Source organism: Ralstonia sp. 1B3, assembly GCF_036631435.1.
In genome coordinates this window covers 82,211-99,533 of the sequence record NZ_JAPNUG010000041.1, presented here as the reverse complement: position 1 = coordinate 99,533, position 17,323 = coordinate 82,211, and the positions used below count along the sequence as shown (strand labels likewise).

Here is a 17,323-nt window from a genome sequence, read left to right as displayed (position 1 = left end):
CCGGTGTATCCACACTTTCATAGCGAGCCCGCCATGCCCGAGCAGCCACAGCAGCAACCACCGCAGCACCAGGACCGCCAGCCCGGCACCGAGAGCGACATGACGCCGCGCCCGCAGGCGGAGATGGAAAATTACGTCGGCAGCGGCAAGCTTGCCGACAAGGTCGCCATCGTCACCGGCGGCGACAGCGGCATCGGCCGCGCGGTCGCCATCGGCTTTGCCAAGGAAGGCGCCGATGTGCTGATCGCGTACCTGGACGAACACGACGACGCCAACCAGACCTGCCGCCTCGTCCGCGCGACTGGCCGCCGCTGCGAAGCCATTGCCGGCGACCTGGGCGACGAAGCGCATGCCCGCGCGGTGGTCACGCAGGCGGTGGCCACCTTCGGCAAGATCGACATCGTGGTGAGCAATGCGGCAGAACAGCACCCCCAGCAAAGCCTGGCCGACATCGACGCCGTGCAGCTCGAGCGCACGTTCCGCACGAACGTCTTCGCGATGTTCTATCTGATCCGTGCCGCGCTGCCGCACCTGCATGAAGGCGCGCGCATCATCACGACCACCTCTGTCACGGCGTTTCGGGGCAGCGGCCACCTGGTGGACTACGCCGCCACCAAGGGCGCAATCGTCGCGTTTACGCGATCACTGGCGCAGCAGGTGGCCGAGAAGGGCATCCTGGTGAATGCCGTGGCGCCGGGGCCGATCTGGACACCGCTGATCCCGTCCACCTTCGACGCCGAGCACGTCGCCAAATTCGGCAGCAACGAGCCGCTGGGCCGGGCGGGCCAGCCGGATGAAGTGGCGCCCTGCTACATCTTTCTCGCGTCTGCCGATGCGAGCTACATGACGGGGCAGACGCTGCATCCGAATGGGGGCGAGATCGTCAACGGGTGACGGTGCCGCCCCCCGCTGCATCAAAACGCCGTCCGCATCCCCACTATCGCGCCAAGCTGGTTCACACCCTTGCCCGGCGTGGTCCCACCCCCGCCGCCGCTGACGGAATACTGCGCATTGGCGCTGTTCCACAGATAGCCCGTCTGCGCATACAGCGCCGTGCGCTTCGAGAGCGCATAGACGCCGCGCAGCACGGCCATCGTCGCGCTGCGGCTCTGGTCGGCGTTGATCAGGCGGATGAGGCCCGCATCCAGCGTGAGCGCACCCGTGAGCGGATAGCTGCCGTTGACGAAGTAGAGGTTGGAACGGACGTCGCCGGCAACGGCTTGCACGTGGCGACCGATCCAGCCCACGCCGAGCTTGGCGTTGCCGAGCTTCACATAGCCGTTGGCGACGATGCGGCGGTCTTTGTCGCCCGCATCGGTCAGCGCAATGGGCGCGCTGCCGTTGAAGAAGGATGCGGTGGCGCCAGTGCCGCCGCGCTGTTCTTCATAAGCGCCGGCCACGCCAAAGGTGGCCGCGTCGTACTTGACCATGGCCGACATGGCACGGCACGCCGATGCATTGCCTGCCACCTCGCCCGCGCAGGTGCCGGAGGCCGGCACACCGCCCGCCGCGTCACGCCCGAACGAATACGTGGCGCCCACCGTCAGGCCGCTGAAGGTGCCTTTGTAGGCGATGGTGTTGTCCGTGCGCGCGTTTGGAATGTAGGCATCGAGTGAGCCGATGGCGTACTGGCTGGGGCCGAGGATGTCTGCATCGGCCAGCGACAGAAACACCATGCTGTACTGCCGACCCAGCGTGACGGTGCCGTAATCGCTTGCGAGCCCAACCCACGCCTGCCGGCCGAACAGGCGTCCGCCCTGGCCGGAGGTGCCGGTGTCGGTGTTGAAACCGCTTTCCAGCGTGAACACGGCCTTCATGCCGTTGCCCAGGTCTTCAGCGCCGCGCAGGCCCCAGCGCGAAGGAAGCGTGCCCGTGACCGACGGGATGCGCGTGAGGCCGTTGCCGTTGGTATTGGCATGGCTTACGTATTCGATGCCGGTATCGATCAGGCCGTAGAGCGTGACGCTCTGCGCATTGGCCGCGCCGCTGGCGAGCGCGCACGTGGCAGTGGCCAGCACGAGACAGTGCGTGCGCAAGGTGGTGGTTTGCATGTGGGGCCCCTCCTAGGGTCGAGCCGGTCCCGCCCCCCATGTCTGGCAGGCCGGCGGTTTGGTATGCGTGGAAGGCGCCATCGGGTCGACGGCGCGAGAAAGAACAACCGCTATGTCAGTCCTGCACGCGCGGCCGCTTGAGCAGCAGCAGCGCAGCCAGCGCCGCGATGATGGTGACCGGGATGCTGGCGCCGATGATGGTGGTGGCGTGCTGCCCCATCGCCAGCAGTTGACCGGCCAGCAGCGGCCCGGCGATCGAGCCCAACCGGCCCACCGCCACCGCAGCGCCCACGCCGGTACCGCGCACGACGGTCGGGTAGTACGCCGCCGCCAGCGCATACAGCACCGACTGCGCGCCGATCACGAACAGCCCAGCCATGAAGGCGCCGGCCGACATCGATGCCATGCCGCCCGCCGCAGCCAGCAACGACAGCGCCGCGATGATGCCGACATACATGCCCGACACCACCCAGCGCGGGCGCGCCGCATCCATCAACATGCCAATGCCCAGCGCGCCCGCACCGCCGCCAATGTTGAACAGGATCTGCACCATGCCCACCTGCGGCCGGCTCAGCCCCTGTGCGGCCATCAGGGAGGGCAACCAGTTGAGCAGGAAATACAGCACGATCAGCGTGAAGAAATAGCTGACCCAGAGGAACAGCGTGGCGGCCGTGCGGCGCTCGCCAAACAGCGCCCATGACACGGGCGGTGGCTGGATGGCGCCACGCTGTGCGCTGTCGAACCGGCGCGATTCCTGCAGCGTCAGCAGCAGCGGCACCACGACGAGCGGGCCGAAGCCGCCCACGTAGAAGATATGGCGCCAGCCGGAATCGCCGGCGCTCAACATGCCGACCACCGCGGCGATGGCACCGCCAAACGGGATGCCGCAATACATGACGCTCACGGCGGTGTTGCGCAGGCGTGCGGGTACCGCTTCGGCACACAGCGCGATCAGGTTGGGCATGGCGGCACCCAGGCCGATGCCGGTGGCCACGCGAATCATCAGCAGGCTGTTGAAATCCCACACGTGCGCGGTGGCGATCGAAAAGATGCCGAACAGCGCCGTCGCCAGGATCAGCACGCGCTTGCGACCGATGCGGTCAGCCAGGCGGCCGCCCAGCATGGCGCCCGGCAACAGGCCGAACGTGCCGGCGCTGAAGGCAAAACCCATCTGCCCGACCGACAGGCCGAACTCGCGCGCCATGCGCGGCGCAGCCACGCCGATGGATTGCAGATCGAGCCCTTCGAGCAGCGCAACGATGAAGCACAGCCCGAGCGTCATGGCGACGCCGGGGCCAACGGACTCCCGGCTCAACGTCGTGGTGGTGGTTTGCATGGCGTCTCCTTCCGGATGTTGGGCGGCCGTCATTGGCAACTGAAGCTCGAGGCGTCGTTGATGTTGCCGGTGCCCGTGTAGCGCGCGTTCTTCGGGTAGGCGCACAGCGGACGCGTGCGGTCGTGGCCGGCGGCATTCCAGTCGCTGGGCACTTCGGCATTCGGCACGGCGTTGGCGGGGCCGCGTGCGGTGGCGACCACGCTGTCGGGCGCCACGCCGCGCTCCACCCAGGCCACCAGCGGCGTGAGCATGTCGAACTGGTCGGCGGTCGGCCCGCCCGCGCAGTGATTCATGCCCGGCACCGGATAGAAGCGCGCGAAGTTGCTGGCATCGCCGCCGTTGGCTGCGGCCAGGCGCTGGTACCAGTCGGTCGTGTCGTCGGACGAGAACACCGGGTCGCTCGTGCCGTGATAGACCATCAGCTTGGCGCCGCGCCCCTTGAGCGTGCCGAGGTTGGTCTCATCGGGCGGCGTCATGAACGACCAGGCGGATTCGGTGTACGTGGCGTCAGTGGCGAAGATCTTCGGGGCGTCGGTATCCATGTTGAACGCCAGGCCATACGCGGTGAGTGACGTGATGGCCGACGCCGGCTGCGGCGTGGTCGTAAACACGAACGCCAGCGCTGCAGGATCCAGCTGGATCGAGTTGCCTTGCTTCCACGCCGCCCAGTTGCTGCCGCTGATGCCGGCGTCAAACGAAAAGCCCGAGTACAACGCCTGCCCAGCACTGTTGCGCGCGCCGGCAAACAGGTTGGCCATCACGGTTTTCTGCGCGGCGGTCAGGCAGGTGCCGTCGCGGGTGCCGGTGCAGGTCGGCACGTCGTTGGCGAGGCTGAAGGCGGTCTGGCAAGCCTTGAGGTTGTTGATCATGCCGTCGGTCGTGCCGTCCAATGCGTCGCACTTGGCGAGTACGTGGCTGGCCACCATGGCGCGCTCCGCGGCGCTCAGGGACGTGGTGATGTCTGGAAAGCCCGCACTGGTGTTGGCGGTCGCCACCGTCGCCAGTTGCTGGGCGCTGTACACCTCGTTGATGGCCGCCTTGGGCAGATGGAAACCCGGGTCGCCGGCCACGATGCCGTCATACGCATTGGCCGAACGCGCGGCGGCCACCATCGCATGGCGCCCGCCGTTGGAGCACCCGCCAAAGTAGCTGCGGTCCGGCGCCTTGCCGTACACCTGCGCGATCATCGCCTTGGCCATCGGCGTGAGCGTGGCAACGGCGTTGTAGCCGTAATCGAGGCGGGCCTGCGGGTCGCGCCCGAACAGCGGCACCTGGCTGCCGTTATGCCCGGCATCCGAACTGATGACGGCAAACCCGAGCCCAGTGCACTGCTGGCGGGACCACCGCCCAACGCGCCCAGCGCCGTGGCCACCGCGCCATCCAGCCCGCCGTTGGCCTGGTAGTAGAAGCGACCGTTCCATGCCTTGGGCAGACGCATCTCGAAACCGATGGCGTACGTCTTGCCGTCCACCGGGCTCACACGCGTGTTCATGGTGCCGGTGATGAGGCAGTGCTCGGGCACGGCGTTGCCGCCCACGCTCAACGTGCCTGCCGCCACGGTCGAGATGGCGGTGATGCTGGTGTTGGCAAAACTCAGCTTGCCGGCAAAACTCTCGCACGCGCTGGCGAGATTCAAACCCGTGGCGGGCGAAAGCTGCGGCAGCTGCGAAGCTTGCGACGACGATGCGTCGCCTGTGCTGTCGTCGTTGCAGCCGGCACAGCTCAGCGCGAGGGCGAGCGCGGCCAGCGCCATGCCCCGTGACATGACGGTCTTCATGAGTCTCCTCCTGGGTGGATGAACCGGTCTTTGCCGGTTGGGTGTCGTCCTGCGTTGGAATCAGCCCGCGCGAATCACCGCGGGATCGCCATCGCGATACAGCGTGTCGACCTGCTCGGCACGGTGGGCGAGCACGGCGCGCTGGTTGAGCGTGCCCTTGTCGGTGACCTCGCCGCGGTCAAGCGATGGCGGCACGTCGAGCAACAGCAGCCGCGCCACGCGCGTCGCGCTGCCGGTGGCCGTGGCGTTCAGTTCGTGCAGCAGTGCGGCAAATGCGGCGCGCACGGCAGGGGCGGCCAGCACTTCGGCTGCGCTGGCGCTTGGCAGCAGGCCAGAGAGCCGCCGGCATCGCTCCATCTGCGGGAACACCAGCAAGCCGATGTCGTCACGGTTCATGCCGGCAATCACCACGTCCTGCACATACGGCGCGCCCGCGGCAATCACACGTGCACGCAATGGGCCCACGCTGACGAACGTGCCAGAGCTGAGCTTGAAGTCCTCCGCGATGCGGCCATCGAAGACGAGGCCTTTTTCGGGGTGGTCGGCGTCGTAGAAACGCAGCGCGTCGCCGCTGCAGTAGTAGCCGTCTTCATCGAAGACCGGTGCGGCAGGCTCTTCGCCCAGGCGCCAGTAGCCACGCATGACGTGCGGCCCGCGAAAGCGCGCCTCCAGCTTGTCGCCCACGGGCACGAGCTTGAGTTCGCAGCCCGGCGCCGGCGTGCCGACATAGCCCGAACGCATGATCGGCCGGGTCGTGAACAGGCAGCACGGCGACGTCTCTGTCATGCCCAGGCCGGCCATGATGCGGATGCGTTCGCCGCAGTGCTGGCCGGTCACGCGCTCCAGCCGGTCCCAGGCCTCTTGCGACAGTCCTGCACCGCCAAAGAAGTACAGCTTCACGCGGGAGAAGAAGGTCTCGCGCAGCGCCGGGTCCCGTTCCAGCGCCAGCGCGAGTTCTTCCATCCCTTGGGCACGTTGAAATACGCAGTGGGCGCGATCTCGTGCAGGTTGCGCAGGGTCTCGTCGAACTTGCCCGGCACGGGCCGGCCGTCATCGATGTAAAGCGTGCCGCCGTTGTAGAGCACGATGCCGACGTTGTGGCTGCCGCCGAACGTGTGGTTCCACGGCAGCCAATCCACCAGCACCGGCGGCTCCTTGGCGAATTCGGGAATCGTCTGGCGCAGCATCTGCTGGTTGCTGCACAGCATGCGGTGCGTGGTCGGCACGGCCTTGGGCGCGCGCGTCGAGCCGGAGGTAAAACAGCACCTTGACCAGCGTATCGGGGCCGGTTGCGGCCTGCGCGGCGTCTGCCGTGGTCACGGGCGTGTGCAGCAGCGTGTCGAAGGCGGTGGCGCTGCGCCCGGGCAATACGCCGTCGCGCGTGATGACCTCCACGCCGGGCGGCACCACCGCGCCGATGGCGTTGGCAAAGGCCGCGCCATCCGCCGCATAGACGAGCCCCGGCGTCAGCACGTCAAACACGTGGCGCAGCTTGCCGAAATCCGTCGACACCAATGCATACGGCGGCGACACCGGCGCGTAGGGCACACCCGCCCACATGGCGCCGAGCGCCAGCTGCAAGTGCTCAAGATCATTGCCGGACAGAATCGCCAGCGGGCGCTCGGTGGAGACGCCGCGATCCAGCAATGCCTGACCGATGGCGCGTGCGCGCACCAGCATCTCGCGGTAGGTCAGCTTGATCCATGCGCCGTCCGGCCCGCGACGTGCAGCCAGCACGCGATCCGGGTGGCGCTGCGCGCCCGCGACCAGACAGTCGGTCATGCGCGCCGGATGTTCCGCCAGCGCTTCGGTATTGCGCACGTGCCAGACACCGCCGCCGCGCGCGTCCATCTCGCAACGCGCAGGCGCATCGCTCACGGCAACCTGCCTGTAGGGGTGATCGGGCACACCTGCCGGGGGCGGCGTGTGATGCCCGGTTTGAACCTGCGGGCCCTGAGCCTGCATTTCGACGTGATTCACGTCTTGTCTCCTGAATGCGCCGCCCGTTTTATGGTTGTGGTGGGCGGCTGCCGAACTTCAGATCGGTTAAACCGGATAGTGGCGCGGCGTATTCTGCAAGGTGATCCAGCGCAGCTCAGTAAATTCCGCAATCGACGCCTTGCCGCCGAACCGGCCGTAGCCGCTGCTCTTCACGCCGCCAAACGGCATCTGCGCCTCGTCGTGCACGGTGGGGCCGTTGATGTGGCAGATGCCCGATTCGATACGCTGCGCGACCCGCATGGCGCGCGACACATCGCGGCTGAACACGGCGGCCGACAAACCGTATTCGCTGTCATTGGCCAGGCGAATCGCCTCTTCATCGCCATCCACGCGCGCCACCGTCACCACGGGGCCGAACGATTCCTCGTTGTACAGCCGCATGGCGGGCGTCACGCCATCCACGATGGCCGGCTGCACGATGGCGCCATCCATGTGCAAGCCGACGGGCAGCGCAGCGCCGTGCGCGCGGGCATCTTCCACCAGCGCCTGCACGCGCCTGGCTGCATCTACGCTCACCATCGCGCCCAGTTGCGCGGTCGCGTCAGTCGGGTCACCTGCGCGCAGCGTGCGCGCCTTGGCGGCCAGCTTGTCGACGAGGGCATCGGCAATCTTGCGATCGACAATGACGCGTTCGGTCGACATGCAGATCTGCCCCTGGTTGAAGAATGCGCCAAACGCAATCGCGTCCACCGCGGCATCCAGGTCGGCATCGTCCAGCACCAGCACCGGCGCCTTGCCGCCCAGCTCCAGCAGCGCAGGCTTCAGGTGCCGCGCCGCGTGCTGCGCAATGATGCGCCCCACATGCGTCGAGCCCGTGAAGTTCACGCGGCGCACGGCCGGATGCGCGATCAGGCGCTCCACCACCTCGGCGGCGTCGGCCGGCGCGTTGGTCACCACGTTGACCACGCCATCGCCCAGGCCCGCCTCCTGCAGCACGGTGCCGATCAGCCGGTGCACGGCCGGGCACAGCTCCGACGCCTTGAGCACGACCGTGTTGCCGCATGCCAGCGGCATTGCCAGCGCGCGCGTGCCCAGGATCACCGGCGCGTTCCACGGGGCAATGCCGAGCACCACACCGCAGGGCTGGCGCACGGCCATCGCAAAGTTGCCCGGTACATCCGAGGGGATCACGCTGCCGTCGATCTGCGTGGTCATGGAGGCGGCTTCGCGCAGCATGTTGGCCGCCAGCATGACGTTGAAGCCGATCCAGTTGGGGCTGGCGCCGGTCTCCGCCGCGCCGGCGCGAATGAAGGCGTCGGTGTGCTGGTCCATCAAGTCGGCGGCCTTCAGGAGCCGCTTGCGGCGCTCGCCCGGCGCCAAGGCCGCCCACGCGGGGAACGCATCGGCAGCAGCCTGCACGGCGGCGTCGGCATCTTCCAGCGTGGCCGCCGCCGCGCGCGATGCGACCGCGTCGTTGACGGGATTGCGGCGCTCGAAGGTGGCACCGTTGGCAGCTGGCCGGCTTTCACCGCCGATCAGCAGGGTCACAAGCTGAGTCACCTCAGGCATGGGTTCGTCTCCGGGGGCGTTGGCGTGAGCGGACCAGATCAGGCGCGCTTGTAGGCTTGCAGGCCCGGCTTGATCGACTTGTCGTCCAGGAACTGCTTGAGGCCCTGCTCGCGGCCGCCCTCCGGATCGCGCAGCGTGGCCTGGTCGAGCTTGGCGTACAGATAATCCTCGTTCTGCTCCCACGTCAGCTCGCGGCTGCGCTGAAGCCGTGCTTGGCGGCGCGCAGCACCACGGGGTTCTTCTCCAGCAGCTTCTCGGCCAGTGCCACGGTGCGCGCACGCAGGTGGGCACGCGGCACGCTCTCGTTGACGAGGCCCATGGCGGCGGCCTGCTGACCGGTGAAGGTCTCGCCGGTCATGATGTAGTAGAGCGCCTGGCGGTGGCCCACGGTATCGGCCATCGCCTTGCTGACGAGGTTGCCCGGCGGAATGCCCCAGTTGATTTCCGACAGGCCGAAGGTGGCCTCGTCCGCCGCAATCGCCAGATCGCACGCCACCAGCGGCGAGAACCCGCCGCCGAAGCACCAGCCGTTGACCATCGCGATGGTCGGCAACATACATGCGCAGCAGCTTCCATTGCCACTGGCAGGCATCGCGCCGGATCTTCTCCTGCAGGATTTCCGGGCCGGCGTCGACTTCGCGGAAGTACTCCTTCAAATCCATACCGGCCGTCCACGCATCGCCTGCGCCGGTCAGTACCAGCACCTTGGCATCGGCATCCAGCTCCAGCGCTTCGAGCACCTGGATCATGTCCGAGTTGAGCGTCGGGCTCATGGCATTGCGCTTCTCGGGGCGGTTGAACGTCACCCATGCAATGCCCTGGTCCACCTTTACGTCCACGGTTTGCCAGCGCCCTTGGTAATCAGCCATTTCCGTCTCCTTGATCTGTCGGCTGCTTGAGATGCCCGCCGTCTTGTGTGCGGCGCGTCTCAGCTTGGTGCCAATTTAATATCAGGTAGCCTGATATAACAAGGAGATTATCATTGCCGTAAACCCTGATCCGAACGACACGTAGCAGAATGTGCGCATCTGCATAGGTGCACACCCACTCACATCCATGGCGGCCACACGAACCAAACGCAACACACCTCAGCCCGCACAAGACGGCGCACCCGCAACGTCTGCACGACTGCCCTACCTGATCGGCCGCACCGATCGCATCGTCAAGCGCCGCCTGGGCGAAGCGCTCGCCCCGCACGGGCTGACGGTGCCGCAATTCACGGCGCTGTCTGTGCTGCACGCGCGGGGCAGTCTGTCGAACGCGCAACTGGCGGAGCGCTCGTTCATGTCGCCGCAGTCGGCCAATGAAGTGGTGAAGGCGATGGAAGCCCGCGGCTGGGTGACGCGCACGCCCGACCCAACGCACGGCCGCATCGTCATGCTCGGGTTGACCGACGAAGCGCTCGCGCTGCTGGCGCTGTGCGACGAGGCCGTCAGCCGGCTCGAGCAGGAAATGCTGCAAGGAATCGACGCCGCGCACGCGGCATTGCTGCACGATCTGCTGCTGCAATGCGGGCGCAATCTGCGCTGAGCGGGGCCCTTCAGTTGCCACGGCAGTTGCCGTTATGCAATGTAATAAAGTCAGATCAAAGCGACATATTGATCGGCGGCCCCCGGCGCTAGAATGGCTGGTCCCTGCCTGTCGGGCGGGATCGAACAACCGTCGCCCTCCATCAACGCACCGCGGTTCTGAAACGCCTCCATGTGGATTGTCCAACTCGCGCTGCGAAGGCCGCTGACGTTCATCGTCCTCGCCCTGCTGATCCTGCTGGCGACGCCGTTTACGCTCATGCGTACGCCCACGGACATCTTCCCGGAAATCGACATTCCGGTCGCGAGCATCATCTGGAACTACAACGGGCTGCCCGCGAAGGAGATGGCCGACCGCATCGTCTCCGTCACCGAGCGCAGCCTGACGACGACCGTCAACGACATCGAGCACATCGAGTCGCAATCGTTGGGCGGCGTGTCGATCATCAAAGTCTTCTTCCAGCCCAACGCCAACATCCAGACCGCGCTCGCGCAGATCGTGGCGAGCACGCAGGCGCAGGTGCGGCAGTTGCCGCCGGGCACCACGCCGCCGCTGGTGATCAAGTATTCGGCGTCGAGCATTCCGATCCTGCAACTGGGCCTGTCGAGCAACACGCTGTCGGAGCAGGAACTCAATGATGCGGCGCTGAACTTCCTGCGCCCGCGCCTGATCACGGTGCCGGGCATCGCGGTGCCGTTTCCGTATGGCGGCAAGAGCCGGCAGATCACGGTCGATCTCGATACGCAGAAGCTGCTGGCGCAGGGCCTGACGCCCGTCGACATCGTCAACGCGGTAGGCGCGCAGAACCTGATCCTGCCGGCCGGCACGCAAAAGATCGACGCCACCGAATACGGCGTCACGCTCAACGGCACGCCGGGCAGCATCGCCGCGCTCAATGCGATTCCGGTAAGGACCAGCAACGGCGCCACGCTGTACCTGGGCGACGTGGCCCACGTGCGCGACGGTTTCTCGCCGCAGACGAATGTGGTGCGCCAGGACGGCCAGCGCGGGGTGCTGCTGTCCATCCTGAAGAACGGCGGCGCATCGACGCTCGATATCGTCAACAACATCCACAAGCTGCTGCCGGCCGCGGCCGCCGCGCTGCCGCAAGACTTGAAGATCACGCCCCTGTTCGATCAGTCGCTGTTCGTGAAGGCGGCCATTGAAGGCGTGATCCGCGAGGCGATCATCGCCGCATGCCTGACGGCGGCCATGATCCTGCTGTTCCTCGGCAACTGGCGCAGCACGGCCATCATTGCGGTGTCGATTCCGCTGTCGATCCTGTCGTCGATCATCGTGCTGCACCTGATCGGCGAGACCATCAACCTGATGACGCTGGGCGGCCTGGCGCTCGCGGTCGGGATTCTCGTGGACGACGCCACCGTCACCATCGAGAACATCGAGCGCCATCTGCACGAAGGCAAGGCGCCCGTCACCGCCATCCTGGATGGCGCCGCCGAAATTGCCGTGCCCGCCTTCGTGTCCACAATCTGCATCTGCATCGTGTTCGTGCCGATGTTCTTCCTCACGGGCGTGGCGCGTTACCTGTTCGTGCCGATGGCCGAAGCGGTGATCTTTGCGATGCTGGCTTCATACGTGCTTTCGCGCACGCTCGTGCCGACGCTGGTGATGATGCTCATGACCGGCCACCCGCATGACGCCGGGAAAGCCGACGCAAAACCGAGCACGTTCGGCCGCATCTACCGGGCATTCAACACGCAGTTCGAACACATGCGCGGCAACTACGCCGCCATCCTCGGCGGGCTGCTGGAGCGCCGCCGCGTATTCGCGCTGTCATTCCTGGGCTTCTGCGTGGCGTCGTGCGCGCTGTTCCTGGTGCTGGGCCGTGACTTCTTCCCCGATGTAGATGCCGGACAGATCCGCCTGCACATGCGCGCACCGTCGGGCCTGCGGATTGAAGAAACCGCACGGCTGGCCGACGAGGTGGAAACAGCCATCCGCGACATCATCCCCAAACAGGAACTGTCGACGATTCTCGACAACCTCGGCGTGCCGAACTCGGGGATCAATCTGTCGTACAGCAACGCGGGCACCATCGGCACGCTCGACGGCGAAATCCTGATTGCCCTGCACGAGGGCGAGCGCAAACCCAGCGCGGAATACATCCGCCGCCTGCGCGAAGAACTGCCGAAGCGCTTTCCGGGCGTGGAATTCGCGTTCCAGCCTGCAGACATCGTCAGCCAGATCCTGAACTTTGGTTTGCCGTCGGCCATCGACGTGCAGTTCTCCGGCGCCGACGTGGCCACCAATAAGCAGCTTGCGGGCATGCTGGCCAACCGCATCAAGCAGATTCCTGGCGCGGTGGATACACATGTGCACCAGCGCTTCGACCAGCCCACGCTCGCCTTGAACATGGACCGTACGCGCATCCAGCAGGTCGGCCTGGAAGGGCGCGACGTGGCGCAGAACCTGCTCGTGTCGCTCAGCTCAAGCTTCCAGACCTCGCCCACGTTCTGGCTCAACCCGATCAACGGCGTGGTGTACCAGGTGGCCGTCACCAGCCCGCAGTACCGCGTCGATTCGCTCGACGCGCTGCTGCGCACGCCGGTGGCAAGCTCGCGCGGCGGCGCTGCACAGGCAGGCGGGCCGCAGTTGCTGGGCAACCTCGTGCAGGTCAGCCCCGCGGTGCAGCCGCAAGTGGTGTCGCACTACGACATCACGCCGGTGGTGGACGTCTATGCCGCCGTGCAGGGCCGTGACCTGGGCGCGGTCGCCAAGGAAGTACAGAAAGCCGTCGACGACATCCGCCCCAAGCTGCCGCGCGGCGCACAGGTCACGGTGCGCGGTCAGGTGAAGACGATGGAATCGTCGTTCCTCGGCTTGGGGCTCGGCCTCGTCATGGCGATCGTGCTGGTGTACCTGCTGATCGTCGTGAACTTCCAGTCGTGGATCGACCCGCTCATCATCGTGACGGCCCTGCCCGCGGCGCTGGCGGGCATCGCGTGGATGCTGTTCGTGACGGGGACGACGCTGTCGGTGCCGTCGCTCACGGGGGCAATCATGACGATGGGCGTGGCGACGGCCAATTCGATTCTGTTGATCTCGTTCGCGCGCGAGCGATTGGCCGAAGGCATTGCGCCGGTGCAGGCCGCGCTCGAAGCCGGCGCCACCCGCCTGCGTCCGGTGCTGATGACGGCGCTGGCAATGATCATCGGCATGGTGCCCATGGCGCTGGGCCTCGGCGAGGGCGCAGAGCAGAACGCGCCGCTGGGGCGCGCGGTGATCGGAGGTCTGCTGTTCGCGACCGTTTCGACCCTCTTCTTTGTTCCGGTGGTGTTTGCCAGCGTGCACAACAGATTGCAGCGGCGCGCCGCCCGGCGTAGTCACGATTTGCGGGGAAGCGAAGGACATGTCTGAGCAAACATCCAGTGCCCATCCTGGGGCGCATTCCGGGCATCCAGCGGACGGCCCGCCGCACCACGTCGTCACCGTCGACCCGATCGAACAGGTGGATCGCGGTCCCGCCATGCGCCGCGCACGCTGGGTCGTGATTGCCGTGGTGGTGGTGCTGGCGCTGGGCGCTGGGCGCACGCTGGTCGGCCGCTACTACAACGCGCAGGCGCTGGAGCGGCAGGTGAACGCGCAGACCAGTCGCTACGTCACCACCGTCGCCCCCAAACCGGCCAGCGCCAACCGCGAGCTGACGCTGCCGGGCACGCTGCAGGGCTACGTTGAATCGCCCATCTATGCCCGCACGAGCGGCTATGTGCTGCGCTGGTTCAAGGACATCGGCGCCCACGTCGACAAGGGCGAAGTGCTGGCGCTGCTCGACACGCCCGAAGTCGACCAGGAACTGAACCAGGCGCAGGCCACACGCAACCAGGCCGCCGCACGCAAGGCGCTGGCGCAGACGTCGCTCACGCGCTGGCAGAACCTGCGCCAGAAAGACGCCGTCTCGCAACAGGAGCTGGACGAGCGCACCAGCGCCGCCAACCAGGCCCAGGCCGACCTGGCCGCTGCCGAAGCCAACGTGCGCCGCTTGCAGGAGCTGCAAGGCTTCCGCCGCGTGGTGGCGCCGTTTGCAGGCGTGGTGACCAAGCGCAATGTCGACGTCGGCACGCTGGTCAACGCCGGCAATGCGGGCGCCAACCGGGAGCTGTTCACGCTGGCGCAGACCGATCCGCTGCGCATCTACCTGTATGTGCCGCAGGCGTATTCGCAGCAGGTGAAGGTCGGCCAGGACGTGGCCGTGACGCTGGCCGAACTGCCGGGCCAGACCTTCCACGGCACCATCGCGCGCGCCTCCGGCGCCATCGACGCCACCACGCGCACCATGCAAGTGGAAGTGCAGCTGCCCAACAAGGACGGCCGCCTGCTGCCGGGTGCGTATGTGCAGGTCGCCATCAAGGGCAAATCGTCCGGCGACGATGCGGGCGCCAACGCGCAGGGCACCTATCTCGTGCCGACGAACACGCTGCTCTTCCGCAAGGAAGGCCCGCGCATCGCCATTGCAGAAAACGGCCGCGTCGACCTGCGCCCTGTCACCATCGGGCGCGACTACGGCCGCACGGTGGAAATCGTGTCTGGCGTGAAGGCGACGGACGCGCTGATCCTGAACCCGGCCGATTCGATCGAGCAAGGCGAGGCGGTGAGCATCGTCACCCCCGCGCCCGCATCGGCACCGGGGGCATCGGCGCCGCACGCATCATGACGCGGCTGCACACCACCGCGCTGGCGGCCTCGCTGATCGTCTCGCTGGCCGGTTGCTCGCTCGCGCCGACGTACGAGCGCCCCGCCATGGAAGTGCCGGCGCGCTGGCAGACCGAGGCACCCTGGCGCGCCGCGCAGCCCGCCGACGCCGCGCCCAAAGGCCCGTGGTGGCAACGCTTCAACGATCCACAGCTCGACAGGCTGATCACGCAGGCGCTGGCGCACAACCAGTCGCTCAAGGTCGCGCTGTCGAACCTGGAGCAGGCACAGGCGCAGACGCGCGTGGCACGCGCCAGCCTGCTGCCGACCATCACGGCCACCAACAACGACACGCGCACGCGCACGTCGTCGGAGCGACCGCTCTCGTCGTACACCAGCCCGACCATGTCGACCATCCAGAGCGATTTCGTGCTGCGCGCCGAGGCGAGTTACGAAGCCGATCTGTTCGGCCGCGTGCGCAACACCGTCGCCAACGCGGCGGCGAGCGAAGAGCAGGCCGGAGCCAACGTCGAGAACTTCCGCCTGCTGCTGGCCGCGCAGGTCGCCACCACCTGGTACAACCTGCGCGAGACCGACGCGGAAATCGCCGTGGTGCAGGAAGGGCTGGCGCTGCAGCGCAAGGCGCTCGATTTCGTCACCTCACGGCATCAGGACGGCGTGGCATCGGGGCTCGACCTGGCGCAGCAACAGGCGCTGGTCGACAGCACCGCCACGCAGGCCGAACTGCTGACCAAGCAACGCGCGCAGTACGAGCACGCGCTGGCCACATTGGTCGGCACACCTGCACCCGCTTTTCACATCGAGCCGACGCCGCTCAAGGGCACGGCGCCGCAGATTCCGGTGGCGCTGCCGTCCGACGTCATCGAACGCCGGCCCGACGTGGCGGCCGCTGAACGCGGGGCCGCTGCTGCCAACGCGCAAGTCGGTGTGGCACGCGCTGCGTTCTTCCCGAGCGTGATGCTCAACGGCGGCGCCGGTTGGGAAAGCCGCGATCTGGCGCTGCTGTTTTCTGCGCCGACGCTGCTGTGGTCGTTCGGCACGCAGATCGCGCAGACGGTGTTTGACGCCGGCCGCACGCGGGCGCGTGTGGACATTGCCAACGCGGCCTACCAAGGTGCGATCGCCAACTACCGCCAGACGGTGCTGGGCGCGCTGCAGGAAGTCGAAGATGGTCTGGCCGGACTGCAATCGCTGGACCGTGCCGCAAGCCAGGCGCGCCATGCCGTGGAAAGCGCCCGCAAGGTCTACGACATTGCCAGCGCACGCTATGAGGGCGGCTTGGCAACGTCGTTGGACGTGATCACCGCGCAGCAGTCGCTGTTGAACAACCAGCGCACGGCGGTGCAGATTCTGGGCCAGCAAATGACGACGAGCCTGTTCCTCGTCAAGGCGGTAGGCGGCGACTGGAACCAGGCCGCGGCCGCGCCGATGGCCACGCGATAGGCGTCAGGCAACGCGGCGCAGGAAGCCCGCGCCAACAAAGAGGCCACCGAGCCAGCTCAGCGTGAGCGCCACGGCAACGAGCAGTTCAAGCAGCTCGGTGCCCTCGCCAGGCACGCGCAGCGCCAGCGCAATCACCGCCGCCATCAGCGCACCCGCTGCGATCAGGCTGACCAGCAGCGCGCCCAGCCCCGTCGACAACGTGCGCACGACCGGCGGATGCACGTGCGCCGGCGGACACAGCTCTGACATGCGCGCACGCACATAGGCCGCCGTGCGGGTGCCGTCGGTGGCATCGGCGTGATGCCGCATGACGTGCATCCAGGTTCGAGTGTCCAGCACGCCGGAACTCAGTTCCTGCGCAACGCGCCGCAGGGCGGCCCGTTCGCGTGCGTGGTCGGTGGCGTCAGAGGGCGTTTCATTGGGGGCGGGCTTGTCGAACACAGCCGGCGCTGCAGCAGGATCGGTCAGCCGCACCTCATGCCGATAGGTCACGCGCACGCGGCGCGAAAACCAGATGTACGCTGCCGTGCCGATCAGCAGCAACGCCTCCGCTGCCAGCAGCAGCATGATCGGCATGCGCCCTGCCGTGCCGCCGGAGGCTTGTGTCGTCCACGCGTGGATTCCGCCGCTCATGGCCAGCGTGGCCAGCAGCTGGAGCACGCCGTATCCGAGCCACACCATCGGAAACCAGCGCAGGCGCAGGAAAGCCACGGTGACGAGCCCCAGCGGAAAGACGAGCCCAGCCAGCGCCGGTGCCGCCCGCGCCGGTCCGCCATTGGCGTCGCCGAGCGTGAGCATCATGCCCATCGCCAGCACGATCGCCAGCGCCGGCAGCGTATTCAGCCACAGCAGTGTCACGAGCCAGCCGCGCACGCCGTACAGGCGATGCGCCCGCGCGCGCGCCGCCGAAATTGCCATCCAACTCTCTTGCATGAAGCTCCCCGACCGGGTCTGCCATGCGTCGCATGTCGCGCAGCATGACTTCTGAATTTTCGCGATTGTGTC

The 17,323-nt window shown here is 67.1% G+C and carries 9 protein-coding genes and 3 pseudogenes; 5 read left to right on the top strand and 7 right to left on the bottom strand.

Annotation, left to right across the window (positions count from 1 at the left end):
• Positions 1-33: 33 nt before the first annotated feature.
• Positions 34-894: an SDR family oxidoreductase gene (locus tag OWR21_RS12350; RefSeq protein ID WP_332395401.1), complete on the top strand. Its 861-nt coding sequence runs from the start codon at positions 34-36 to the stop codon at positions 892-894.
• Positions 895-914: 20 nt separating this feature from the next.
• On the opposite strand, the gene OWR21_RS12345 is transcribed toward OWR21_RS12350, so the two are convergent.
• The 6 genes and pseudogenes from OWR21_RS12345 to OWR21_RS12320 form a co-directional block, all read right to left on the bottom strand.
• Complete coding sequence (locus OWR21_RS12345) at positions 915-2,051, bottom strand: porin (protein WP_332395400.1); 1,137 nt, start codon at positions 2,049-2,051, stop codon at positions 915-917.
• A 115-nt stretch (positions 2,052-2,166) separates the two neighbouring features.
• Positions 2,167-3,387, bottom strand: a complete 1,221-nt coding sequence (mhpT, locus tag OWR21_RS12340) for a 3-(3-hydroxy-phenyl)propionate transporter MhpT (RefSeq protein WP_332395399.1) — start codon at positions 3,385-3,387, stop codon at positions 2,167-2,169.
• A gap of 29 nt (positions 3,388-3,416) precedes the next feature.
• A pseudogene (locus OWR21_RS12335) lies at positions 3,417-5,164 on the bottom strand (tannase/feruloyl esterase family alpha/beta hydrolase).
• 60 nt (positions 5,165-5,224) lie between these two features.
• Positions 5,225-7,129, bottom strand: a pseudogene (locus OWR21_RS12330) (feruloyl-CoA synthase).
• An 81-nt stretch (positions 7,130-7,210) separates the two neighbouring features.
• Positions 7,211-8,674, bottom strand: coding sequence for an aldehyde dehydrogenase (locus tag OWR21_RS12325; protein WP_332395398.1), 1,464 nt, complete (start codon positions 8,672-8,674; stop codon positions 7,211-7,213).
• Positions 8,675-8,712: 38 nt separating this feature from the next.
• A pseudogene (locus OWR21_RS12320) lies at positions 8,713-9,543 on the bottom strand (p-hydroxycinnamoyl CoA hydratase/lyase).
• A gap of 187 nt (positions 9,544-9,730) precedes the next feature.
• Between OWR21_RS12320 and OWR21_RS12315 the strand changes: the two are divergent.
• The 4 genes from OWR21_RS12315 to OWR21_RS12300 all read left to right on the top strand — a co-directional run bounded on the left by OWR21_RS12315 (position 9,731) and on the right by OWR21_RS12300 (position 16,318).
• The gene (locus OWR21_RS12315; protein ID WP_147217618.1) at positions 9,731-10,204 is read left to right on the top strand and encodes a MarR family winged helix-turn-helix transcriptional regulator; all 474 of its coding nucleotides are present in this window, start codon (positions 9,731-9,733) and stop codon (positions 10,202-10,204) included.
• 171 nt (positions 10,205-10,375) lie between these two features.
• Entirely contained in the window at positions 10,376-13,582 is a 3,207-nt protein-coding gene (locus tag OWR21_RS12310) for an efflux RND transporter permease subunit (protein ID WP_332395397.1), read from the top strand.
• Positions 13,575-14,876, top strand: a complete 1,302-nt coding sequence (locus tag OWR21_RS12305; protein WP_332395396.1) for an efflux RND transporter periplasmic adaptor subunit — start codon at positions 13,575-13,577, stop codon at positions 14,874-14,876. The genes OWR21_RS12310 and OWR21_RS12305 overlap by 8 nt, the downstream gene beginning before the upstream one ends.
• Entirely contained in the window at positions 14,873-16,318 is a 1,446-nt protein-coding gene (locus tag OWR21_RS12300; RefSeq protein ID WP_332395395.1) for an efflux transporter outer membrane subunit, read from the top strand. The genes OWR21_RS12305 and OWR21_RS12300 overlap by 4 nt, the downstream gene beginning before the upstream one ends.
• Before the next feature lie 3 nt (positions 16,319-16,321).
• Here OWR21_RS12300 and OWR21_RS12295 read toward each other — a convergent pair whose 3' ends face one another.
• On the bottom strand, positions 16,322-17,251 hold the full coding sequence (locus tag OWR21_RS12295) for a hypothetical protein (protein ID WP_332395394.1): 930 nt from the start codon (positions 17,249-17,251) through the stop codon (positions 16,322-16,324).
• Positions 17,252-17,323: the final 72 nt, after the last annotated feature.